20 protein-coding genes are annotated in these 22,123 nt (G+C 45.4%); 6 read left to right on the top strand and 14 right to left on the bottom strand.

What is annotated here, in order from left to right:
- Window positions 1–170: 170 nt before the first annotated feature.
- Entirely contained in the window at window positions 171–1,184 is a 1,014-nt protein-coding gene (locus tag SDEN_RS17455) for an IS110-like element ISSde14 family transposase (protein ID WP_011497235.1), read from the bottom strand.
- A gap of 1,080 nt (window positions 1,185–2,264) precedes the next feature.
- Between SDEN_RS17455 and hslV the strand changes: the two genes are divergently transcribed.
- The 4 genes from hslV to SDEN_RS17475 all read left to right on the top strand — a co-directional run bounded on the left by hslV (window position 2,265) and on the right by SDEN_RS17475 (window position 5,304).
- Window positions 2,265–2,789, top strand: a complete 525-nt coding sequence (hslV, locus tag SDEN_RS17460; protein ID WP_011497779.1) for an ATP-dependent protease subunit HslV — start codon at window positions 2,265–2,267, stop codon at window positions 2,787–2,789.
- A gap of 20 nt (window positions 2,790–2,809) precedes the next feature.
- Complete coding sequence (gene hslU / locus SDEN_RS17465; RefSeq protein ID WP_011497780.1) at window positions 2,810–4,135, top strand: HslU--HslV peptidase ATPase subunit; 1,326 nt, start codon at window positions 2,810–2,812, stop codon at window positions 4,133–4,135.
- A gap of 190 nt (window positions 4,136–4,325) precedes the next feature.
- Window positions 4,326–4,709, top strand: a complete 384-nt coding sequence (locus SDEN_RS17470) for a gamma-butyrobetaine hydroxylase-like domain-containing protein (RefSeq protein ID WP_011497781.1) — start codon at window positions 4,326–4,328, stop codon at window positions 4,707–4,709.
- Between the two features lie 343 nt (window positions 4,710–5,052).
- The gene (locus tag SDEN_RS17475) at window positions 5,053–5,304 is read left to right on the top strand and encodes a DUF2999 family protein (protein WP_011497782.1); all 252 of its coding nucleotides are present in this window, start codon (window positions 5,053–5,055) and stop codon (window positions 5,302–5,304) included.
- 81 nt (window positions 5,305–5,385) lie between these two features.
- Here the strand turns inward: SDEN_RS17475 and SDEN_RS17480 are convergent, their stop codons facing one another.
- The 11 genes from SDEN_RS17480 to SDEN_RS17530 all read right to left on the bottom strand — a co-directional run bounded on the left by SDEN_RS17480 (window position 5,386) and on the right by SDEN_RS17530 (window position 13,876).
- On the bottom strand, window positions 5,386–5,916 hold the full coding sequence (locus tag SDEN_RS17480) for a DUF3833 domain-containing protein (RefSeq protein ID WP_011497783.1): 531 nt from the start codon (window positions 5,914–5,916) through the stop codon (window positions 5,386–5,388).
- Window positions 5,913–6,440 (bottom strand): chalcone isomerase family protein, encoded by a 528-nt coding sequence (locus SDEN_RS17485; RefSeq protein WP_011497784.1) that lies wholly within the window; start codon window positions 6,438–6,440, stop codon window positions 5,913–5,915. The genes SDEN_RS17480 and SDEN_RS17485 overlap by 4 nt, the downstream gene beginning before the upstream one ends.
- Window positions 6,441–6,491: 51 nt before the next feature.
- Complete coding sequence (locus SDEN_RS17490) at window positions 6,492–7,004, bottom strand: DUF2878 domain-containing protein (protein WP_011497785.1); 513 nt, start codon at window positions 7,002–7,004, stop codon at window positions 6,492–6,494.
- A 46-nt stretch (window positions 7,005–7,050) separates the two neighbouring features.
- The gene (locus tag SDEN_RS17495; protein WP_011497786.1) at window positions 7,051–8,331 is read right to left on the bottom strand and encodes an SAM-dependent methyltransferase; all 1,281 of its coding nucleotides are present in this window, start codon (window positions 8,329–8,331) and stop codon (window positions 7,051–7,053) included.
- Between the two features lie 43 nt (window positions 8,332–8,374).
- On the bottom strand, window positions 8,375–9,199 hold the full coding sequence (locus SDEN_RS17500) for a DUF1365 domain-containing protein (protein WP_011497787.1): 825 nt from the start codon (window positions 9,197–9,199) through the stop codon (window positions 8,375–8,377).
- Window positions 9,199–10,452 carry an NAD(P)/FAD-dependent oxidoreductase gene (locus SDEN_RS17505; protein WP_011497788.1) on the bottom strand — a complete coding sequence of 418 codons (1,254 nt, stop codon included), beginning with the start codon at window positions 10,450–10,452 and terminating at the stop codon, window positions 9,199–9,201. Before SDEN_RS17505 ends, SDEN_RS17500 begins: the two co-directional genes overlap by 1 nt.
- Complete coding sequence (locus SDEN_RS17510; RefSeq protein ID WP_011497789.1) at window positions 10,449–11,168, bottom strand: SDR family NAD(P)-dependent oxidoreductase; 720 nt, start codon at window positions 11,166–11,168, stop codon at window positions 10,449–10,451. Before SDEN_RS17510 ends, SDEN_RS17505 begins: the two co-directional genes overlap by 4 nt.
- Window positions 11,169–11,600: a nuclear transport factor 2 family protein gene (locus SDEN_RS17515; RefSeq protein WP_011497790.1), complete on the bottom strand. Its 432-nt coding sequence runs from the start codon at window positions 11,598–11,600 to the stop codon at window positions 11,169–11,171.
- A gap of 211 nt (window positions 11,601–11,811) precedes the next feature.
- Complete coding sequence (locus SDEN_RS17520; RefSeq protein WP_041405882.1) at window positions 11,812–12,477, bottom strand: ChrR family anti-sigma-E factor; 666 nt, start codon at window positions 12,475–12,477, stop codon at window positions 11,812–11,814.
- Window positions 12,470–13,120 carry a sigma-70 family RNA polymerase sigma factor gene (locus tag SDEN_RS17525; RefSeq protein ID WP_232279984.1) on the bottom strand — a complete coding sequence of 217 codons (651 nt, stop codon included), beginning with the start codon at window positions 13,118–13,120 and terminating at the stop codon, window positions 12,470–12,472. The genes SDEN_RS17520 and SDEN_RS17525 overlap by 8 nt, the downstream gene beginning before the upstream one ends.
- 57 nt (window positions 13,121–13,177) lie before the next feature.
- A complete protein-coding gene (locus tag SDEN_RS17530) occupies window positions 13,178–13,876 on the bottom strand; it encodes an LON peptidase substrate-binding domain-containing protein (protein WP_011497793.1) in 699 nt (232 codons plus the stop codon).
- A gap of 205 nt (window positions 13,877–14,081) precedes the next feature.
- Here SDEN_RS17530 and SDEN_RS17535 point away from each other — a divergent pair, with 205 nt between their 5' ends.
- Window positions 14,082–15,524, top strand: coding sequence for a diguanylate cyclase domain-containing protein (locus SDEN_RS17535; RefSeq protein ID WP_011497794.1), 1,443 nt, complete (start codon window positions 14,082–14,084; stop codon window positions 15,522–15,524).
- Window positions 15,525–15,611: 87 nt separating this feature from the next.
- Here the strand turns inward: SDEN_RS17535 and acnB are convergent, their stop codons facing one another.
- On the bottom strand, window positions 15,612–18,209 hold the full coding sequence (gene acnB, locus SDEN_RS17540; RefSeq protein ID WP_011497795.1) for a bifunctional aconitate hydratase 2/2-methylisocitrate dehydratase: 2,598 nt from the start codon (window positions 18,207–18,209) through the stop codon (window positions 15,612–15,614).
- A gap of 433 nt (window positions 18,210–18,642) precedes the next feature.
- Here acnB and hxpB point away from each other — a divergent pair, with 433 nt between their 5' ends.
- On the top strand, window positions 18,643–19,320 hold the full coding sequence (hxpB, locus tag SDEN_RS17545; protein WP_011497796.1) for a hexitol phosphatase HxpB: 678 nt from the start codon (window positions 18,643–18,645) through the stop codon (window positions 19,318–19,320).
- A 410-nt stretch (window positions 19,321–19,730) separates the two neighbouring features.
- Here hxpB and SDEN_RS17550 read toward each other — a convergent pair whose 3' ends face one another.
- Window positions 19,731–21,944 carry a patatin-like phospholipase family protein gene (locus SDEN_RS17550; protein ID WP_011497797.1) on the bottom strand — a complete coding sequence of 738 codons (2,214 nt, stop codon included), beginning with the start codon at window positions 21,942–21,944 and terminating at the stop codon, window positions 19,731–19,733.
- Between the last annotated feature and the right edge of the window lie 179 nt (window positions 21,945–22,123).

Consider the following 22,123-nt stretch of genomic DNA (forward strand, 5'->3'; position numbering starts at 1 on the left):
TATGAGAAAGTATTATTCTCTGGCCCTAATGAGTACCGCGCCTTTGTAGCTTATCGTCCCTACGGGTTTATACGCTCCCGTGTACTTTCTCAGCATTGGCAAAGGCCGGTTTTACCTGTTACTTCATTACACTTCATCGCATCGTTGGATGTGTTATTACTAAACTCTTTCTAATTAGCTCTGTATTCTGTTTGGTTGTACAACATTGACCAAATTATTCGTGCTAGTTTATTGGCTACGGCAACAGCGGCCTTGTGCTTACCTCGACGCTCAATCAACTTTTTCGCCCACACTGACATACGGTCAGTGCTATTTCCGACATAACGTATGATTGACCAAGCTCCCTGGACAAGAAGCCGCCTTAGGTAGTTATTTCCACGCTTAGTTATTTTGCCTAGTTTTTGCTTACCGCCACTTGAGTACTCTCTTGGAACAAGTCCCAAATTAGCAGCAAAGTGACGACCATTATGATATTGCGCACCGTTGCCAGCAAAGGCGACCGCAGCTGTTGCTGTAATTTCTGCAACACCTTTTATGCCCATTAACCGATTGGTCTGATGATTCAATTTAGCTTGGCTTTTGATATTTTTTTCTAAGTTTTTAATGGTTCTATCCACTTGCTTCCACTCTTCTAAAAGAGCTTGAAAATGTTGTCTGGCGATTTCAGTTAAACCGCTGTCAGCATTTTCTAAGAGCTCTGGTATCGCCAGTTTTAGCCGCTCTTTACCTTGGGCGATAACTACGCCGTATTCATTTAATAATCCTCTTATTTGGTTTATTAAAGATGTACGATTCTCTACATTCCGCTCACGGATCCGATGAGCTAGGATCATATCAGTTTGCTCAAGCGTTCTGGGCTGCACAAAAGTGAGATTAGGTCTTAATGCTGCCTCACATATGGCAAATGCATCATTTCGATCATTCTTATTGCCTTTAACAAAAGGTTTCACATGCTGTGGTGGTATGAGGCGAACTTCGAAGCCTTTAGTTAACAGCTCTCGCCCCCAATAGTTCGAGCCACTACAAGCTTCCATAGCAATGATGCTATCGGGGTATTTAAACAGAAAAGCCATCAATTGTGAGCGCTTTAGAGCTCGGTTGAAAACCGACTTCCCTGCTTGGTTAATACCACAAACTTGGAAGACATTTTTTGCTAAATCAATTCCTATTAGTGTAACTTTCATATTGGACACCTTTTGTTAGTTATTGAACGCACAAATTCAATATGGCGCAAATGACGCCGATTTAACAAGAGGTGTCCATCCCATCATCCCTGTAGCTCGCTTCGACGTCCTGTCTCAGACGGTCGCCTCGCAAACACTCATGGCTCACCTCATAAATTTGAATGTAACCTTCTAATTTTTAAAATCCAGAACCATTCCTATGTTCACTTTTAACAGTACAGTCAAAGACTGCACCAACTCCCCTCGAAGTTGCCGAAATACGACGATTAAAATACCGTGCAACCATCAGGGATGATGGTTAAGGCTCGTTGGGCACAGGGATGTGCCGTCGAGCCGTTAGGTATTTTCTTCGTCGGATGAGGATCAACAACTTCGCGGGCGGCACAGGGGTGTTCCAAGAGGGGAGAATGCTGTTGTTTTCCCCTCTTGGCCAGTGCAGAGTGGAACCCTGCGACTTTGATCCAAACGAAGTTTGGACATCTTGCAAACAAGCTTTGGGGCAAAAAACAAGTTAACTCTAACATACAGGCTTACTATGGCTTTCGCTCTTCGACACGCAGCACTTTTGATTTTAACAAGAGTGGTCCCTGTATGCTCGACTGCCCCGTCCATGGGGCAGACGGTCGTCTCGCAAAAACTCATAGCTCACCTTTGTAGCATTAGCGTAACCTGTTAGCTCTTAAAGTCTAAACCTACGCCTATGTTAACCTTAACAGTACATTAACAGGTTGCACCAACTCCCCACGACGTTAATCCAAACGAAGTTTTGACATCTTGCTAACACACTTTGGAGCAAAAACTTGTCAGCACTTAGTCATCATCCACATGCAGGAGCATGCTGACTTTTATACCTAAATGGCAACGCTGCTGCTAATGGGAAGGTGTCAGGGCAGCAGGGAGACTGCCCCAAACCCATAGAGACATATTGTTACTGGAAAAGAGTCGCCGCCACTCTTGTTTTTTAGCCTGTCATCCCCATATCTGTGTTATCTACCAACTTTACCTAGCTGCAACGGCTGACTTTTTTAAGCCTGATGTTCAAATGCTTGAGCCGTTGATGTTTACCTAAGAGGAATTAACGTGACCACTATCGTATCAGTACGCCGCAATAACCAAGTCGTCATCGCAGGTGATGGCCAAGTCTCCCTTGGCAACACGGTAATGAAAGGCAATGCCCGTAAAGTGCGCCGTCTGTACCACAATAAGGTATTGGCAGGTTTCGCTGGCGGTACCGCAGATGCATTCACTCTGTTCGAGCGCTTCGAAGCTAAGCTTGAAATGCATCAAGGCCATTTACTGAAATCGGCGGTGGAACTGGCCAAAGATTGGCGCACCGACAAGATGCTGCGCAAGCTCGAAGCCATGCTAGTGGTTGCCGACACTGAAGCCTCGCTTATCATCACAGGTAATGGCGATGTGGTGCAGCCAGAACACGATCTTATTGCCATAGGTTCAGGCGGTAATTATGCCCAAGCCGCGGCACTGGCGTTATTGCAAAACACCGAATTAAGCGCGCAAGAGATTGCCGATAAGTCGTTGACTATCGCAGGCGATATTTGCGTTTTCACTAACCAATTCAAAACCATCGAACAGCTTGATTATTAAGTCGAGCCAGAGGAATACTTATGTCTGAGATGACACCTAGGGAAATCGTCCACGAGCTCGATGCCCATATCATAGGCCAAAATAAGGCCAAACGAGCGGTTGCTGTGGCGCTGCGTAATCGCTGGCGCAGAATGCAGCTAGCCCCTGATTTACGCCAAGAAGTCACCCCGAAAAATATCCTTATGATAGGCCCAACTGGTGTGGGTAAGACGGAAATTGCCCGTCGTCTCGCCAAGCTTGCTAACGCACCTTTTATCAAGGTTGAAGCCACTAAATTTACCGAAGTGGGCTACGTGGGCAAAGAAGTCGAACAGATCATTCGCGATCTCACCGACTCTGCAGTAAAGATGACCCGCGAGCAGCAGATGAAAAAATGCCGTTTTCGCGCCGAAGAATTGGCCGAAGAGCGCATCTTAGATGCCCTCTTGCCTAAAGCCAAAGAAGACTGGGACAGCGAAAAGAAAGACGATTCAGGCACTAGACAGATTTTTCGCAAGAAACTCCGTGAAGGTCAGCTAGACGATAAAGAAATCGACATCGATATCGCCGCGCCGCAGATTGGCGTTGAAATCATGGCGCCTCCTGGCATGGAAGAAATGACCAATCAGTTGCAAGGGTTATTCCAAAACCTAGGTCAGAGCACTTCTAAGCGTAAGAAACTTAAAATTAAAGATGCCTTTAAACAACTGATTGAAGATGAAGCGGCAAAGCTTGTGAATCAAGAAGATCTTAAAGAGCAGGCCATAGATCTGGTTGAACAAAACGGCATCGTCTTCTTAGATGAAATCGACAAAATTTGTAAGCGCGGCGAAACTTCGGGACCAGACGTATCCCGTGAAGGGGTGCAACGTGATCTACTGCCATTGGTTGAAGGCTGTACGGTAAGCACGAAACACGGCATGGTGAAAACCGACCATATTCTGTTTATCGCCTCTGGTGCATTCCAGATGTCAAAACCCTCGGATTTGATTCCTGAGTTACAAGGCCGTCTGCCCATTCGCGTGGAGTTAGACCCTTTAACCGCCAATGACTTTAAACGCATTTTAACCGAACCAAATGCCTCATTAACCGAGCAATATATTGCACTAATGGCCACTGAAGGCGTAACCATCTCCTTCCTTGAGTCGGGGATAGACAAGCTTGCAGAAGCCGCCTGGCAAGTGAATGAGCGCACCGAAAACATTGGTGCCCGCCGTTTGCATACCGTGATGGAAAAGCTGATGGAAGACATCTCTTTCGATGCCTCAGATAAGTCCGGCAGTGCTTTTGTTATCGATGCTGACTATGTCACCGAGCATTTAGATACCTTAGTGCAAGATGAAGACTTGAGCCGCTTTATTCTGTAATGCTAGGTTCTAGGTTCTAGGTTCTAGGTTCTAGGTTCTAGGTTCTAGGTTCTAGGTTCTAGGTTCTAGGTTCTAGGTTCTAGCAGAATATGACAACAAGCAGAGTACATTGGGTAAAGCAAAGTGGCATAAAATCGCTTTGCTTTTTCTATAATGAGTTAATAATGCCACACTAACCAGTGAGCCCAGCGTGAATACACACATTCCTAAGGTGGTTGGCCTTAAATTTAAGCGCCAATCTAGGTTGCTTCAGGTCAATTTTGATGACAATCAAAGCTTTGACATAAGTTGTGAGTTACTTAGGGTCTACTCCCCGTCGGCAGAAGTGCAGCAACATGGCAGCCCAGTGTTGGTCACTCATAAGAAAAACGTCAATATCAAGGCCATAGAAGCCGTGGGGAATTACGCGGTAAAACTCGTATTCGATGATGGACACGACACAGGCATTTACAGCTGGGAAGTGCTCTATCGTCTTGGCAGCCAACAAACACAGCTGTGGCAAGACTATCTTGCCCGCCTCAAAGCCGAACACGGTTCACGAGAAGGGCTTATACCAATCACATTAATTATGTGATCTATCAGAGCGCCTCAAGCTTTTCAATTCAAGGCGCATTAATGCAGTAAGGGTTATTCCCTTTCAAACCTCATTCTTACACAGGAATGCAACGATGAAGTGGAACGCTTGAGACGCTCCCAAGGGGCGGGTTTCAAAGGGGATTTCTCTGCGTTGAAGACTTTTGACATAGCACCACTATGCCTTCAAGCCTGTGCCTTGATTAATCTCCTTTGAATTCCCGCTGAATGACCAAATAATTAATACGATTGGTATTATACCCATGGCGGTCCAATACCGCTAATGTGGTAGAATTGGCTTCTGCGTTATTTTAACCATCACCATAACCAAACAAGGTATTGCAATGAACCCGATTATTGCCATCTTAAAAGAACACAATGTCAGCGACGCTAGCATTAATCAGCTATTTCAAACCCTGACTGAAAATCCACTAATGGCGATGAATGCTATTACTCAGTTAGGGATCCCCGCGGAAAAACTACAGCAATTGATGGCCTTAGTGATGCAAAATCCAGGATTAATCAAGGAAGCCGTACTTGAACTTGGGTTGGATTTCTCTAAAGTCGAAGCGGCTAAGGCCCAGTTACAAAAGTAACTGCTGTGCCCAAGCTGTAACAAAATGGCCAGTCTCTTAAGGATTCTGGCCATTTTGTTATTTATCTTTCCACAGGCAAAATTACTTGGGATCAAGTTTCTCGATATAGAGAATAATTTCGCCGACTTTAACACCAAATTTAGTCATATCCGTCTTGTTAAATAAACGTTTATCGTCCATTAAATACATCCAATCATCTAAGCTTATCTGGTAAGTGCTGCCGTCAACCTCAATATTCATCTCGTATTGCCAAAATAGTGCCGAACCCTGAGTGCGGCCCCTAGCGGTACCCAGAATATCGCTGGCAGTGCCTGTGTAACTATTATTCGTTTCACGCACTAGCTGCCATATCCGGGTCATTTTCTCGCCATCGTCGAATACAAACCATTCTTTTATTTCGCCTTTATCGCCCTCCCAATGGGCTATTAAGTCAACCTCAAAACGGCGCAATAGCTTACCACTGCGATCGAATACCATGCCGTAGGCTTTGAGCTTACCTTCAAAAAATTGCTCTAGTTTTAATTCAGGAGAGGTGTTTTTATAGTCATCTAAACCGGCTGAGCCACAGGCACTCAGTAATAACAAAAAACTTAATAAGATTATTTTCTTCATGAGGTTAACCCTAGCAATTGTGCTCTAAGTTTTGGTTGAGAAGTCTGTTGAGATAACCAGATCGATAAAAATGCAACGCCAAAGTCAGTATCCTCTACCCCACCTATGGCTTGTTCGCCAAGGTAGAACTGGCTCTCACCTGCTGGGCTAATGACCAAGGTTAATACATCACCGGGGGCAACATCGGGCCAAATAACATTTAATGAAGTTAGCCAAGGTTGGATGCTGGCCTGATCATAGCCCAAGTGCAGCCATTGATCTTCGGTGGCATCGAGCAAGTCTTGCTTATCAATTTGCTTGAAATACTCAATCCGCAGAGCGGTTTCTTTGCTTGGGGTTAAATACGCCTTAGCATCACGCTTAACCGCGGCCGATAAGCCGCTATCTAGGCTATAAAATTCTGCCCGATACAAGCGCCAAAACAAAAAGCTCATTTCTCCAGCCCCCAGTTTATGCATCTTGTCCACCACAGTAGCTGATGTCATTGAGCTAAACAGCACAAGCAGTAACAGGTATTTATACATAGGACACCTCCATCTGTTGACTAACCTTGAGCTATCGCCCTGCGTTAACCACTAGTGACTTGCGTGATTGCTAAACGCTCGAGTTACCAATAATTGATGACAATAAATCAGCCAAGGTAGCAATAAGGCCCATACGCACATTAATATGGCTAACAACCAAGGGGTTTCAAGGCTGGTTTCAAGGGCGCCAGCCTGGATGCCCGCCCAGTAACTGCTGGCCCCGCCAATGGAGCCCAATAGCATCTGTATCGGTACACTCACCCGGGTTACCCAGAGTAAGCTGTGATTTAAACTGAGTATGAAAAAACACCACAAGAGCAATAGAAACAAGGGAAATATCCCTTGCCCGCCACTGAAGACCTCAAAGTGCATCATCAACTTATCCACACATATCCCAATTGGCACTAAGAGGGTCAACTTGGCATCTGCCTTGGGCGTGGGAGAGAAGTAAAAATGCAGTGCCAACAGCAAGACCATAATCCAAGGTGCTTGAGTCGGATAAAATGCCGCACTAAACCAGGCGCATTGAAATAAAAGCAGATTAAGCGGCCAAAATGGTTTCATATTGATCCCTTGCCTTTCAAGTGCCTATTGGTGATAAGAGCCAAAGCTAATAATTGACAATGTCAGCGTCATTCTTGCTTACAAAACGCGGCTTACGAGCCACAAGATGATGAGTACTTATCACTCGCTCTCGAAAAGCCCCTTCGCAATAGCTGAAATAAAACAGCCATAGGCGTTTAAACTCTTCGCTATAGCCAAGGCTTTTAAGCTCGTCCCAGCTATCTTCGAAGGCTAACCGCCAATCATGCAAGGTTCTGGCATAATGCAGGCCAATATCTTGTATTTCGTGCACCACGAGATCGGTACGCTCTGCAAGCTGGGCTGTCATCACGGCAATTGAGGGTAAGCAGCCGCCTGGGAAGATATATTTTTGTATGAAGTCGACCCCTTTTCTGTACTTGTCATAGCGGCTATCGGCTATGGTAATGGCTTGAATTAACATCTTGCCACTGGGCTTTAACAGCCCTGAACAAGTTTCAAAAAAGGCGCCTAAGTATTCATGACCCACGGCCTCGATCATTTCGATGGACACCAACTTGTCGTATTCCCCTGAGAGCTTACGATAATCCTGTTTCAGTAAAGTGATCTTGTCTGTTAAGCCTAAGGCAATGATCTGTTGTTGAGCGAAGGCAAATTGCGCCTCTGAAATCGTAGTGGTGGTAACCTTACAGCCATACTCTTGCGCCATAAAAATGGCCAAGCCGCCCCAACCTGTGCCGATTTCTAATACATGTTCACCCTCAGCCAATTCAAGGCGCTCACAGATGGTGCGCATCTTATTCTGCTGAGCTTGGCTCAAAGACTGAGCTTGCTCGTTATAAATAGCGCAAGAATACAACATGCTGTTATCTAAAAAGCGCTCATAAAGTTCATTGCCAATATCATAATGAGCTAGAATATTTCGCTTAGAACCCTGTTCCGTGTTGATATTTTTTCGCTTTATCAAGAGGTTTTTCAATTTAGCTAACCACTGCATTTTACTCTCTAAGGCATCTAGCTGAGCTTGGTTTCTAGCCATCACTTGCACTAAGCGGGTGAGATTTGGGCTCGTCCATTTTCCATCAAGAAATGCCTCGGCCGCACCTATGCTGCCACCTGTGATTAAGTCTTTATAGAAACCAGTATCATGAACAACCAGTTGCCCCCTGAGTTCGGCGTCTCTTTGACCATGAATGCTAATGTGGTTAGGCTCGATAAGCTCTATGCTAGCACCTTGGATTTTATCTAATAAATTCAACACTAGGCTGCGATAGCTATTGTTCTTCACTGAGACTGTGACACTAGACTGCTGAACAAATTTATCTGTGGATTTAGCAAACTCTTCCATCTGAACCTCACTGTTAATGTATCCCCAAAAAATCGCTATCCAATTAAGATTTCTTATTGGCCTGCGGATGGGCAATAAAGGGCACTCGTTTTAACCATAACTTCAATGCTTGCCAATAAATGCCCAGTAACATAGACAGGGTCATGGCAGGGCTAAATAACCAGGTTCTGAATAAATTAGCCGACGTTATTGGCCTTTTAGTTAACGCTAGGGTGGCATCAAACACCTTAGTCTCTTTATGATTTTCCACATGTACCATGGCGTGCTGGTCCGGAGGGCTGACGCGCCAGTGGTAATCCATGTCCAAATCCATAAAAGGTGACACATGAAACGCTTTCTTAGAAATCATCTCATCCGCTAAGGCCAACAAATAGTAATGTCTTTGCTTCCAGGGGGTATTGCTGACTTCTGCCAGCATGTATTGGCACTTATCCTTATCGTCGTAACAAAAAAATAAGTTTATCGGACTAAAATACAGCCCCATACAACGGCACTGGGCCAGTAAAAAGACTCTGCCGTTGGCCTGCCATTTGCCCCCTAGGGCATTCACTTTATTGCCAATACGTTGCTTTAAGCTGCCTGGTTCACTGCTGAGGTAATCTTTTTCATAAAATCGGATCGGGTTAAACCAGCGGCGACCAAAAATGACGCTGCGTTTTAGGATGGCGGGCAGGCCTTCCCCTCTGGACGAAGTCTCAACACAGCGCGGGTGCTCGAGGTTTAGTTCATCAAGATCTAGCCCCATCATGTAAATCTGGTAACTAAACCTATGACCAATGGCACCAAAACGGCGATGACGCACCTTGCCAAGGTAAATGCCACTGTGCTCCTCGGCTGCGCCCTGCTTCACCTTAGAAGATGGAGTCATCACAGGCTTTGACCGAATCTGCGGGTCACATCTAAGGCACTGCGAACGCCGTCTTCATGAAATCCGCTATACCAATAGGCACCGACAAAATGACAGCCTTTTTTCCCGCAGATAAGCTCACGCTCTTGCTGGGCGGCGACACTGGCTTCGTTGAGTACCGGATGATGGTAAACAAAACGCCTTAACACTTTGTTGGGATCAATTTTTTCACCTTGATTCAAGGTGACGCAAAAAGTGGTATCACTCTCAATATTTTGTAAAATATTCATGTTGTAGGTCACGCTTGCAGGCCGTGAGACTGTGTCATCTAAACGGTAATTCCAACTGGCCCAAGCCAGCTCTCTGTCGGGTAATAGGCTAATGTCTGTGTGCAGTATGACCTCATTAGGGCTATAAGGTATGCCGCCTAAAATCCGTGATTCATCAAGGCTGGGGTCGGCGAGTAAACGCAAGGCTTCATCGGAATGACAGGCGAAAATCACCTCATCAAAACGCTGGCTTTGGCCATTCTCGAAATGGATTAACACGCCGTCCTCCCCTCGACTGACAGAGTCGATATCGATACTCGTTTGCACAGGCTTAGTCAGCGCGGCTAAGATCACCTCTACGTATGAGCGAGACCCCTTAGGCACCACTTTCCATTGGGGCCTATCGCTAATATTGAGCAGACCATGGTGATAGAAAAAGCGGATGAAGAATTTAAGCTCAAATTTTTTCATGTCAGATAAACTGGTGGACCAGATTGCCGCCCCCATAGGCAAAATATAATGCTGACAGAAAAAATCAGAAAACTGATGCTGACGCAGAAAGTGACCTAAATTGGCTTCAGGATTAATGTTTCCCGTATAAAACTCGGCCTTGCATAAGCGATTAAACTTAAGTATTTCGCCAATCAAGCGCCAGAATTTAAGGCTAAACACATTGCTTCGTTGGGCAAACAAAGCATTGATACCATGACCATTATATTCAAATCCCGTCTGGCGATTGTGGACACTAAAACTCATTTGAGTATCTTGGCCTTCAATACCCAAGAGTGCCAACAAGCGGTTAAAATAGGGATAGGTTCTGTCATTAAAGACGATAAAGCCTGTGTCTATGGCGTAGTCCCGACCCAAATGATGCACATCCACCGTGGCCGTGTGTCCCCCGACATAATCATTTTTCTCAAATACACTGACCTCATGGTCTTTATCCAGTAAGTATGCGCAAGTTAATCCCGAGATCCCCGAGCCTATGATGGCAATTTTTTTCATGATGACATCCTTAAGGCCAGCCTACGCCAAAGCCCCTGGGGTAATATGGCTAAACATCTGATAAGAAATATAAATAATTTCGGGAAGGCAATCTCACTTTGCCCCTTTTCCAGCCCGAGAATAATATTTGTCGCCGCTTGCTCGCTGGTGATAAGCATTGGCATGGCAAAACGGTTACGCTTAGTGAGCGGGGTATCGACAAACCCTGGGTGAACCAAGGTAACTTGGATTTGATGCTTAGCTAAATCTATGGCCAAGGTGCGACCAAGATAAGTCAGCGCCGCTTTTGATGCACCATAAGCCTCAGCCCTGGACAAGGGTAAGAATTGAGCGCTGGAACTGATTAACACCAAGCGCCCCATGGGCTTTATCTGTGGCAACCAAGCTTGTAGACAATAAGCCACTGAAATTAAATTGATGTTGATAATTTTTTCGAAACGCTTAGCGTCGAATGCCAGCGCATCATCGATGTATTCACAATCACCGGCATTTAACATCAGCAGGTCCAGTGGCACTTGTTCTGGCGACAAGCTTGGGTAAGATCCATATTCAGAAAGGTCAAAACACAAGGTTTCGATATTGGGTGACACTGCCGCCAGCTCATTGAGTTTTTCATGGTTTCGGCCACAGGCAATAATTTGGTGTCCAGCTTGGGCATACGCTAAGGTCAAGGCCTTACCTATACCCGATGTCGCCCCCGTTATCATGATGCGCATCTATTGGCCCGCCCGCTGTTTAATGTATTTAATCACAGCACCTAAAAGCGGCACCTGCTCATACAACATAGCGCCAAGGTCGAAATAATCTCTATGATAAATAACAAGATTATCTACCATCTGTAGCTGAGAGTGACCTTCAACTTTAATGCTAGCGCCACCAGCCAGCGCACTATGGCGCAGTGTCATGGTCCAGTAGATGGCAGCTTGGTTTTGGCTTTCCAGTAGTTGTTCGATAACGAAGTCACAGCTGATGACGCTCTGATACAGTTGCTTGAAATAGCCCTCTAAGGCCACCAAGCCCTTCACCTTGTGCATAGGGTCAATAAATTCCACCTCTGGATGGTAAATCGTGCCCAGTGAAGCCAAATTATCAGCCTTGAGTGAACTGTAGACAGAGATAAATCCTTGTAACCAAGATGACGGAGTCATAGCCTTGCTTCCTATTATGTTTATCTTAAATAGTGCTCTGTGGGGGCATCAGCTAATAAGGCGCTGCGCTGAACACCTTATTAATATCGAGTCAATAAAGGGTAAATCTATAGAAAGTTAATACGTTACCAAGTCGAAGTAAGATCACTTTAACGAACGCTTTATTAAGAGTTGTAAAAATTAATAATCAACGGCCGCTTAGCCAATGACACTAATAAATAAATTTACCTATGGGATTAAGCAACTGACTCATGCCTTGAGTGAAACGAATGGCATCACTGGAAACGGTCAAACACACGCAGCCATCTGCGGTGGCAGGTTGATGGGTGTGGTTGCCATCGAGCCAGATAAAATCGCCGGTGTGGTACTGGCCCATTTCATCTTCAAAACTTCCTTGTAATAACAAGGTAATTTCAAAACCTTGATGGGTATGACGGGGAACACTGCCACCGGGTGCGATATACAGCAGACTCATACGCCGCTCATCGTCTTGAAGGTCGAGCCGCGCACGGGATAAATTCCCTAGACCTTGCCAGGGTTTTAGTGCCACAGACTTAAGGGCTCTGGGTAAGGGGATCCGCTGCCCTGCAATGGCGATTTCAGTCACAGTTTGAGGCAGGGAGTCGTGATTATCTGCCGTTATTTGGGTAATAGTATCTATCATAGCCAAAGCATCTAAATCCATGTCTGAAGTATCAAAGTCTTCGGCATTGGATTCGAATTGGACCATGGCGGCTTGATCTGTCAACAGCTGAACTTGCGTTTTACATTGGGCGCAAAGCTCCACGTGGCTGGCAATCATGATACTAATGGATGCAGGCAAGTCTCCATCAACAAAACTTGTTAATACTGGCTTGTGCGGGTGGTAATTAATCATGATATTCATCTCTCATTTGCAGCTTAAGCCTTGCCAATGCAAGTCTGAGTCGCGATTTAATGGTACCGAGTGGCACGTCAAGCTGCTGGGCTAACTGTTCTTGAGACAGGGATTGGAAATACACCCCTTTCACTACCGTTTGTTGTGAAGAAGGCAGCTTATTAATATGCTCACGCATGTGCTGTTCCATCAAATGGTCGCTAAAGGTCTCTGACTCGGGGTTGTTTTCTGCTAGTGCTTGTTCCACAGGCCAAATATCATCACCTAATAGCTGTTCATTTCTGGTTTTAATTCGCCTTAACATATCGAAACAAGCATTACGCATTACGGTATAAACCCAAGTGGTTGCAGCCCCTTTCTCCCCATCATAAAGGTGAGCTTTGCGCCAAACATTGGACATGGTTTCTTGCACCAGCTCATTGGCCTTGTCATTACTGCCTAGACGCTGCATGCCAAAACGCTTAATTTTAGGCGCAAAAAACTGAAACAGTTCAGTGAAGGCCTGCTTGTCTCTTTGATGACTTACCAAGCTAAGCCACTGATAAAGTTCAGTTTGAACTTGTAAATCAGTCAGATTAGCCTCGATTGAGCCATCCTTATTTGGCGCGCTGTTTTTCATGCTGCTACTCACACTGTATTGCATCACTCACCCGCCACAACTGCACTGAATGAATTGATACGCAGGCCAACAGCAAAAGGATCAATTATAAATCTCCGAACCCAAAACTAAGGTAAAGAGAAAGGATTGAATATGCTCTAAGGCCCTAGGTTCAATGAATTTTTCTTTCTCATTCAAAGATAATGGCAATATCTCCAAAAAGCGAGCACAAACCCATTGGGGCGACGCTAAGTACAAGTTTTGATAAACATTGCTGAGTAAACTATGTTGGGAAACTATTTTCTTAAGTACATGCACCAAAGCGTTCATCTGCTCACTGGGATGCTGATGTGCTTGAATCTCTAATGAACATCCTCCAGCTGCAGGTTTCTCTAATGTTGCCCAATGGTCAAGGTATTGGACATCTGCGATGAGTAAGCCATCATTTTGGCGCTTGGTATCACCCAAGGACACTAGATGTACCGCTTGTACATCAATCACGAGCACACCATTGTCTGTGTGAAAATCCACAACTTGCACTCTTGCCCCCCATTTTGGCAGCTGGGCTTCAGTGCCTTTATCACAAGTTGCGATCACAAAGCCTCTACCGTCACTTGATGTTGAAATCATAGTGAGATATCTAGGTTCAAATATTCGTAATCGGGTAATACCTGAAGGCAAAAGAAATATTGGTAATGGAAAAATAGCTAACTGAGTTGGACAATCCCTATGCGCTTGGGAGTGACTCTTGCTACAAGCTGCCTCATGCATAGATAAGCTTGAGCTAGCAGATTTGATCATTGTCTTGTTCACTTCAGTCCCTCAATAAACTACATCTATTATGAAGATACGTGGCACGCCTCCCTCTGGATCACCTTCAATTATATTGGTGCTTAATCGTGAACTAACATGGTGCAGGAGTATGAATTAAGCTAATCTGATTAAACAAAAGCACGTGTATCCTCTCGCAAAGAGAACGGCATAAGCTTAACGATTGGAGTTCAATGTGAACCGGGATGAACACCAAAACCTGGGTCGCTTTATCGATCTGTTAATCGATGCCATTTGCGTCGTCGATAAATCTGGCCGTTTTGAGTTTGTCAGTGCCAGTGCCGAACAGATTTTTGGCTATCGGCCCGACGAAATGATCGGCATGAAGGTGCTTGACCTGGTATTTCCTGCCGACCGAGAGCGCACCTTAGCGGCGGCATTAAATATAATGCAAGGCCATGAAAATACTCATTTCGAAAATCGTTACGTGCGTAAAGATGGCCAAATAGTGGATATTTTATGGTCGGCGCGCTGGTCAGAAGATCATCAGCAAAGAATCGCTATCGCCCGCGACATCACCAGACGCAAAAATATCGAGCGCCGCCAGGCCGCGCTTTATGCTATTTCAGAAGCCGCTCATCTGGCAGATGATTTACCCACCTTTTATCAAGGCATTCACCATATTATTGAACAACTGCTGCCAGCAGCTCACTTTGCCATTGCAGCCTATGACGCTAATACCTGTGAATTAAGTTTTCTGTATGACACAGACACAGCTAAGACAGCGGACACAAGTGTCCCCTACCTTGATGAGCCGACTAAAAATTCCCTTAAAAGCACCAGCCTTAAGCAACTCAATTCAATTAATTTGACTACAGATCAAGGTGACTCAAACAATTCAGCATTTTGTCGTCAGGTTATCCATAAGGCTGCCCCCTTACTGGTCAATCTTGATTCCCTTTCAGAGCATTCAGTAAAAATTCGCAACATAGTAAAACGCAGTCAAGCCTGCTGGCTCGGTGTTCCTTTAAAATTACAGCAAGACATCATCGGTGTTTTGATGATGCACAGCGGCATCAATACCACGGCTTACACTCAGCAAGATGAAGAGCTGATGGGGTTTGTTTCCACCCAAATTGCCTCTGCAATTGAACGGCAGCAGATGATCACTAAGCTTAAGCACATTGCACTCTACGATCAGCTAACCCAATTACCCAACCGAGCCCTGTTTCATGACCGCATACAAGTCGCATTAGCGCACGCCCACAGAGAAAATACCCGCTTATCGTTACTGTTTCTCGATTTAGATAAATTTAAGTGGGTTAATGATAACTGCGGTCATCACATCGGCGATGCCTTGCTGCAGATAACGGCTCAACGTATTCTGCATTGCGTACGAAAGACGGATACGGTATCGCGTTTTGGAGGGGATGAATTTGTGATCTTACTCGATGATGTTGGCAGTGAAAACAACAGCTTAAAAATCGCCCAATCAATACTTACCGCCCTTAACCAAGCTTTTCATATCACGGATCAATTACTGCATATTCTCCCCAGTATAGGCATAGCCCATTATCCACAACATGGGATAGATGAAAAACAGCTATTAGCCAGCTCTGATGCCGCCATGTATCAAGCCAAAAAGCGTGGCGGGAATCGCATTCAAGAGTGTAGTTAAGGTCAAAACCAAGATATGAGCACAAGCTAGAAACAAAAATGCCAGCATTACTGCTGGCATTTTTAGTCTCGATATTTGCCTAAGTGATTAGACTGCGGATTGGAAAATCACGCTGTCGGCTTTCTTAGTGTAAGAATCGATTTGATCGAAGTTCAAGTAACGGTAAGTATCAGCTGCCGTAGCATCTAATTCTTTAGCGTAAGTTTGATACTCTTCTGGTGACGGCAGGCGGCCCAATAAGGCCGCGACTGCTGCAAGCTCAGCCGAAGCTAAGTATACATTTGCGCCAGTACCTAAACGGTTCGGGAAGTTACGCGTAGACGTCGACACGACAGTCGCACCTTCAGCAACACGTGCCTGGTTACCCATACACAATGAACAACCAGGGATCTCGATGCGAGCACCCACACGGCCGAAGATAGAGTAGTAACCTTCTTCAGTTAGCTGATCGCGGTCCATCTTAGTTGGCGGCGCAATCCACAAACGTGTTGGTAGTGTTTTCGCGAACTTGTCTAACATCTTACCGGTCGCACGGAAGTGACCTATGTTAGTCATACAAGAACCGACGAACACTTCGTCAATCTTAGTTTGTGCAACGCTTGATAACAGTACCGCATCATCAGGATCGTTCGGCGCACATAGGATTGGCTCTTTGATGTCGTTTAAGTCGATTTCGATAATTTCGGCGTATTCTGCGTCTTTATCGGCTTCCATCAGCACTGGGTTGGCTAACCAATCTTGCATCGCTGTGATACGACGCTCAATGGTACGACGATCGCCATAACCTTCGCTTATCATCCACTTTAACATCACTATGTTAGAGTTTAGGTATTCGATGATTGGCTCTTTGTCTAGCTTGATAGTACAACCTGCAGCACTACGCTCGGCGGATGCATCAGAAAGCTCGAACGCTTGCTCAACTTTAAGTTTTTCAAGACCTTCGATTTCTAATACTCGGCCAGAGAAAGCGTTGATCTTGCCTTTCTTCTCAACCGTTAATAGCCCCATTTCAATGGCTTTAAGCGGGATAGCATGCACAAGATCACGTAAAGTGATACCTGGTTGCATTTCACCTTTAAAGCGCACCAATACTGATTCAGGCATATCAAGTGGCATAACGCCCGTTGCAGCAGCAAACGCCACTAAGCCAGAACCTGCAGGGAAAGACACACCAATTGGGAAACGGGTATGCGAATCACCACCCGTACCTACGGTATCAGGCAGTAGCATACGGTTTAACCACGAGTGAATTACACCATCACCTGGACGCAGTGAAACGCCGCCACGGTTCATGATGAAATCAGGCAGTGTGTGGTGAGTGTCAACGTCAACTGGCTTTGGATAAGCCGCAGTGTGACAGAAAGACTGCATGGTTAAGTCGGCGCTGAAACCTAAACAAGCTAAATCTTTTAGCTCGTCACGGGTCATAGGACCGGTAGTGTCTTGTGAACCCACAGAGGTCATCTTAGGCTCACAGTATTGGCCAGGGCGAACACCGGCAACACCACAAGCTTTACCCACCATCTTCTGAACGAGAGTGTAACCTTTACCTGTATCGGCAACGTCTTGTGAACGTACGAATACCTTAGACACGTCAAGGCCTAATGTTTCACGAGCACGATCGGTTAGACCACGGCCAATGATTAACGGAATACGGCCACCGGCGCGTACTTCGTCTAACAAGACTTCGGTTTTTAACTCAAACTCAGAGATGACTTCGTCAGTACCGTGACGCTTAACCTGCCCTGCATAAGGGTAGATATCGATAACATCACCGGTTTCCATGTTATCAACGTTCAGCTCTATCGGTAATGCACCGGCATCTTCCATCGTATTGAAGAAAATGGGTGCTATCTTGTTACCTAAGCAGAAACCACCAGCACGCTTGTTAGGCACATTAGGGATATCATCGCCCATGAACCATAACACTGAGTTAGTGGCAGATTTTCGTGAAGAACCAGTACCTACTACGTCACCCACATAAACCAGTGGATGACCTTTCGTTTTAAGGGCTTCGATTTCTTTAATTGGACCCACAACGCCTGGCTCATCAGGTACGATACCGTCACGGGCGTTTTTCAGCATAGCTAAGGCATGCAATGGGATGTCTGGACGTGACCATGCGTCTGGCGCTGGTGACAAGTCATCTGTGTTGGTTTCGCCAGCCACTTTAAATACGGTTAAGGTGACTTTTTCGGCTAATTTTGGACGGTTTAAGAACCAGTCTGCATTGGCCCAAGCTTCAACCACTTGCTTAGCGTGATCATTACCCGCTTGCATTTTCTCAACCACATCGTGGTAAGAATCAAACATTAACAAGGTGTTTGATAACGCTTTGACTGCTAATGGCGCCAGTGCTGAGTTCTCTAATTGAGCGATTAACGGCTCAATGTTGTAACCGCCTTGCATAGTGCCAAGCAGTTCAACGGCGCGCGCTGCGCTTAGGATAGATGATGACACTGTGCCTTTGGCGACAGCATCAAGAAAAGCCGCTTTAACATAAGCGGCTTCGTCTACGCCTGGTGGAATACGATTTTCGAGCAAGTCGAGGATGAATGCCTCTTCACCTGCTGGAGGTGTTTCAACTAACTTAACCAGTTCAGCCACTTGTTGTGCATCTAATGGCTTAGGGACTACGCCCTCTGCAGCACGTTCTGCGACGTGTTTACGATATGCTTCTAGCACGGCAACATTCCTCTTTGTTTAACGCCTCACAGCAAAACTGCACGCCATAGTGATAAGGCTAACAATTCCACAGGTTCGGGCCTGAAATCCGATATTCAGTATACTACAGCTTTGAATAAGTATGAATCGGCTCACACTGTTAGCCTGATTAAATCTGGACTTATTTCTGTGGCTTATGTCAATTTAGCCCTTAGCGCTAAAGATTAAAACTAGACCTTAGTTTGAATCTTTGTATTTTTAAATTTAAAGCAATGACTTACATACCTAGCTGCGATTAAAATATCCGCAGTACAACTTCAGGGTTTTAAGAAAATTTTTTATAAAAAAATAATCACTTAGGGATAAAAGCTGTGCATTCATTAACAAACATAGCTAAAAAATCTCGTTTTATAGCCAAACCTTGGCCACTCACATTCACGCTTAAGGAGCCTAAATGTTAACCAGTCAAATTCATGGGGTTATTTTCGATATGGATGGAGTCTTAATTGATTCTGAACCTAACTGGCAACAGGCTGAATACCAAGTCATGACAGCCTTGGGTGTACCCTTAACCTTTGAGGATACTGAACAAACCACTGGGCTTAGGATCGATCAAGTAGTGCATTACTGGTATGCCCGCCACCCTTGGGTCGCTGCAAATGACTACGATAATCTTGCTGTAGCAAATAAGATAGTCACTGAAGTCGTGCAGGAAATAAACCTAAGTGGTACGCCTATGCAAGGGGTTATTGAGGCCCTTAATGCCTGCCAACAGCGTGGGCTTAAAATTGGCCTCGCCACCTCATCATCCAGTGCCATTATTACTGCGGTAATGAACAAGCTTAACATTACGGATTATTTTGAAGTGCGCTGCTCGGCTGAAAATCTCACCTATGGAAAACCTCACCCTGAGGTATACCTTAATTGTGCTCACGCCCTAGGTTTAGCCCCAGAGCACTGCCTTGCCATAGAAGACTCATTCAACGGCCTTATTGCCGCCCGCGCCGCCACTATGCAAACTGTTATAATTCCCGCGCCCCATCAAGCCAGCCAAGCCCGTTGGGCAGCAGCTCACCATCAACTAAGGGATTTAACTCAATTGGCAGGCTTATTAGACAAGCTTATTGGATAAGTTAAGCTAAAACGATAGCTGAATAAGCTACAACGATAAATGTATTATACCAATCGTATTAATTATCTGGTCATTCAGCGGGAGTTCAAAGGGGATTAATCAAGGCGCAGGCTTGAAGGCATAGTGGTGCTATGTCAAAAGTCTTCAACGCAGAGAAATACCCTTTGAAACCCGCCCTCGGGAGCATCTCAAGCGTTCCACTTCATCGTTGCATTCCTGTGTAAGAATGAGGTTTGAAAGGGAATAACCCTTACTGCATTAATGCGCCTTGAATTGAAAAGCTTGAGGTGCTCTGATAGATCACATAATTAATGTGATTGGTATTAACCACACACTATAAAAAATGGGCCAGTGAAGCTAAATTCACTGGCCCATTTTGTTGCTGCTTTGCATGTTAAGACGCGAGCGGCTTAGAAGTTCTTGCCGATAAACAGGTAGAAGGCTTTCTCGCCATTGTCACTTAAGCCAAAGCCTAATGCGGCGGGGCCCCAGGTGGTGTCTGTGCCTAAGTACAAACTGCCAGAGTAGATTAAATCATTTAAATCAACCAGATCCCGCTCATACCAGACATTGCCGCCTTCCAAGCTGGTGCCTAGGTACAGGGGTAAATCTGTGATCAATACATCCCGTCCCAAATCATATTGGTAAATAAAGGCACCGAAGACCTTATGGGCGCCCACTAAGCCGTGTTTATGAAAACCTGATAAATTCAAGAAGCCGCCAAGCTCAGCAAGCTGCAAGGTATCGTTACCGTCATTCTCGGTTGTCGCCAAGGCGACTTTACCCACTATGGCATGATGGCCTAAGTTTAATGCCCCCTTCCAATCCGCTTCAATTTGCCATGCCAAATCTTGGTTATCAGTAAAAACTATCCCGCTGAAGTCGTCATCTCTTAAGTAAGCATTAACACTGAAACGATTGCCTTCGGTGGGGAAACTAATGCTGTTCAAGGTGTCATAGGCCACCTTGATATAACCGCCAAATGATGAGTAATCAAGGTTTCGCATGTTTATGGCGTCATTGCTTATGACACCGGTTTCGGCCACTAGGCCTAATTCCACAATACCTGCATCTGAATAGTTATAGCCTATGCCAAAATCGAAGCGACTCACGTCTTTCTCCAACTTTAAATTACGGCCTTGATCATCATAGATGTCATTTTTGCGGCTCTCGTATTGGTATCTATTTCGACTATAAAATTTTTGATCTCTATCCAAGGGCTGGTAAAACTCGGTAGCAACCAGCTGCTTATAACCCAGCTCCAACTCGTTGCGCCATTCACCATCGTTGTCGGTTAAATCTGTCATGGTATAAGCCAGTGATATGGCCACCACAGAATCCAAGGTAAAATCGTCTTCCCAATTAAAACCTGCCTGCAGGTAATTGGGGCCCCAAGATTTAGCTTTGGTTTTAAGGGTGAGTATACGCCCGGCTTTGCTGTCATCAAATTCGGCATCGACACGCTCGAATTTATTCAGTGAATACACCCGTTTCAAGGCCGCATCCAACGAAGCTTTAGTGACGATATCACCGGGTTTTAAATCGAACTTTTCTTGCAGCAAGCTTTCACTGACCTTAGATTGATTGTCGAATTTCACCGCCACTAAAGGCTTGCTCAATTGATCTAACCATCTAAGACTTTTACGCTGTTTTGCCTGCTGATAGGCAAGGTACTCCTCGGTGCCCATGCTCAATTTTGACAATTTTGCCAACTGAAAACTGGCCGCTTGTTCGCCCAAAGTTAATGCCAAGCCCATGATGCTAAAATCTGTGGTGCTTAAATTGTCTATGGCGGGGCGAATAATAATATCCTCCTCAGACAGCAAGGCTTTTTGCCTGGCACTGCTGGCATTGGTCAGGATAGTTGATAATTGTTCAAGCACGGCAATCGTGCTGTTGAGCTGCTCATGCCTTGCCAGTGGCGAGCCGATATCCACGGCAATAATAATATCCGCGCCCATGGCTTTCACCACATCCACCGGCATGTTGTTGGCTATGCCGCCATCGATAAGTAAACGGCCATTAATGCTTGCCGGTTGCAGCGCGCCAGGCACCGTCGCCGAAGCCTGCATGGCCTGTACTATGCTGCCACTACTTAACACCACAGCTTCACTGGTCACCAAATCTGTCGCCACGGCGCGATAGGGGATGGCCAGTTGATCAAAATCACCAAACTGCTCCACTAAGTCGGTGGAGTATTGCAATAACTGCGACATGGTTTGCCCTTGCAATAAACCTGTGGGGCCTTTGAGCTGTCCTTGGCTGTAGCCTAAGCTAATGGGAATATTGAATTGATCCCGCTGCTGTTTGTCACGATAGGCCAGTTGTTCACGGGGAATGGTGTCTGAAAATCCTTTTGACCAATCTGAGCCGAGCATGATGGCTTCTATTTCACTGGCGCGATAGCCTAGGGCATACATGCCAGCAACATAAGCACCAATACTGGTACCCGCAATATAATCCACTGGAATATTATTGGCCTCTAAGACTTTTAGCACCCCAATATGGGCCGCGCCTTTAGCGCCGCCGCCACTGAGCACTAAGCCTATTGTGGGCCTTTCTTTGGCACTTACATTAGATGCAAGTATCAGACAGATAAAATACAGGGGAGCGCGCCAATTCATCGAATAACCCAACCAAAATAACATACTAAAATAAAGAAAACGCCGCATTTGAACACACAAATCCGGCTAATATAAGACTGCTGACAATTTTAGCACATGAGAATATTTTACATTAAAAAACAGACGGCTAAGCATGCATTTTAATCAATAATTTTATTCCTAATCGCCTTCAAGCCTAC

Source organism: Shewanella denitrificans OS217, from assembly GCF_000013765.1.
GTDB lineage: Bacteria > Pseudomonadota > Gammaproteobacteria > Enterobacterales > Shewanellaceae > Shewanella > Shewanella denitrificans.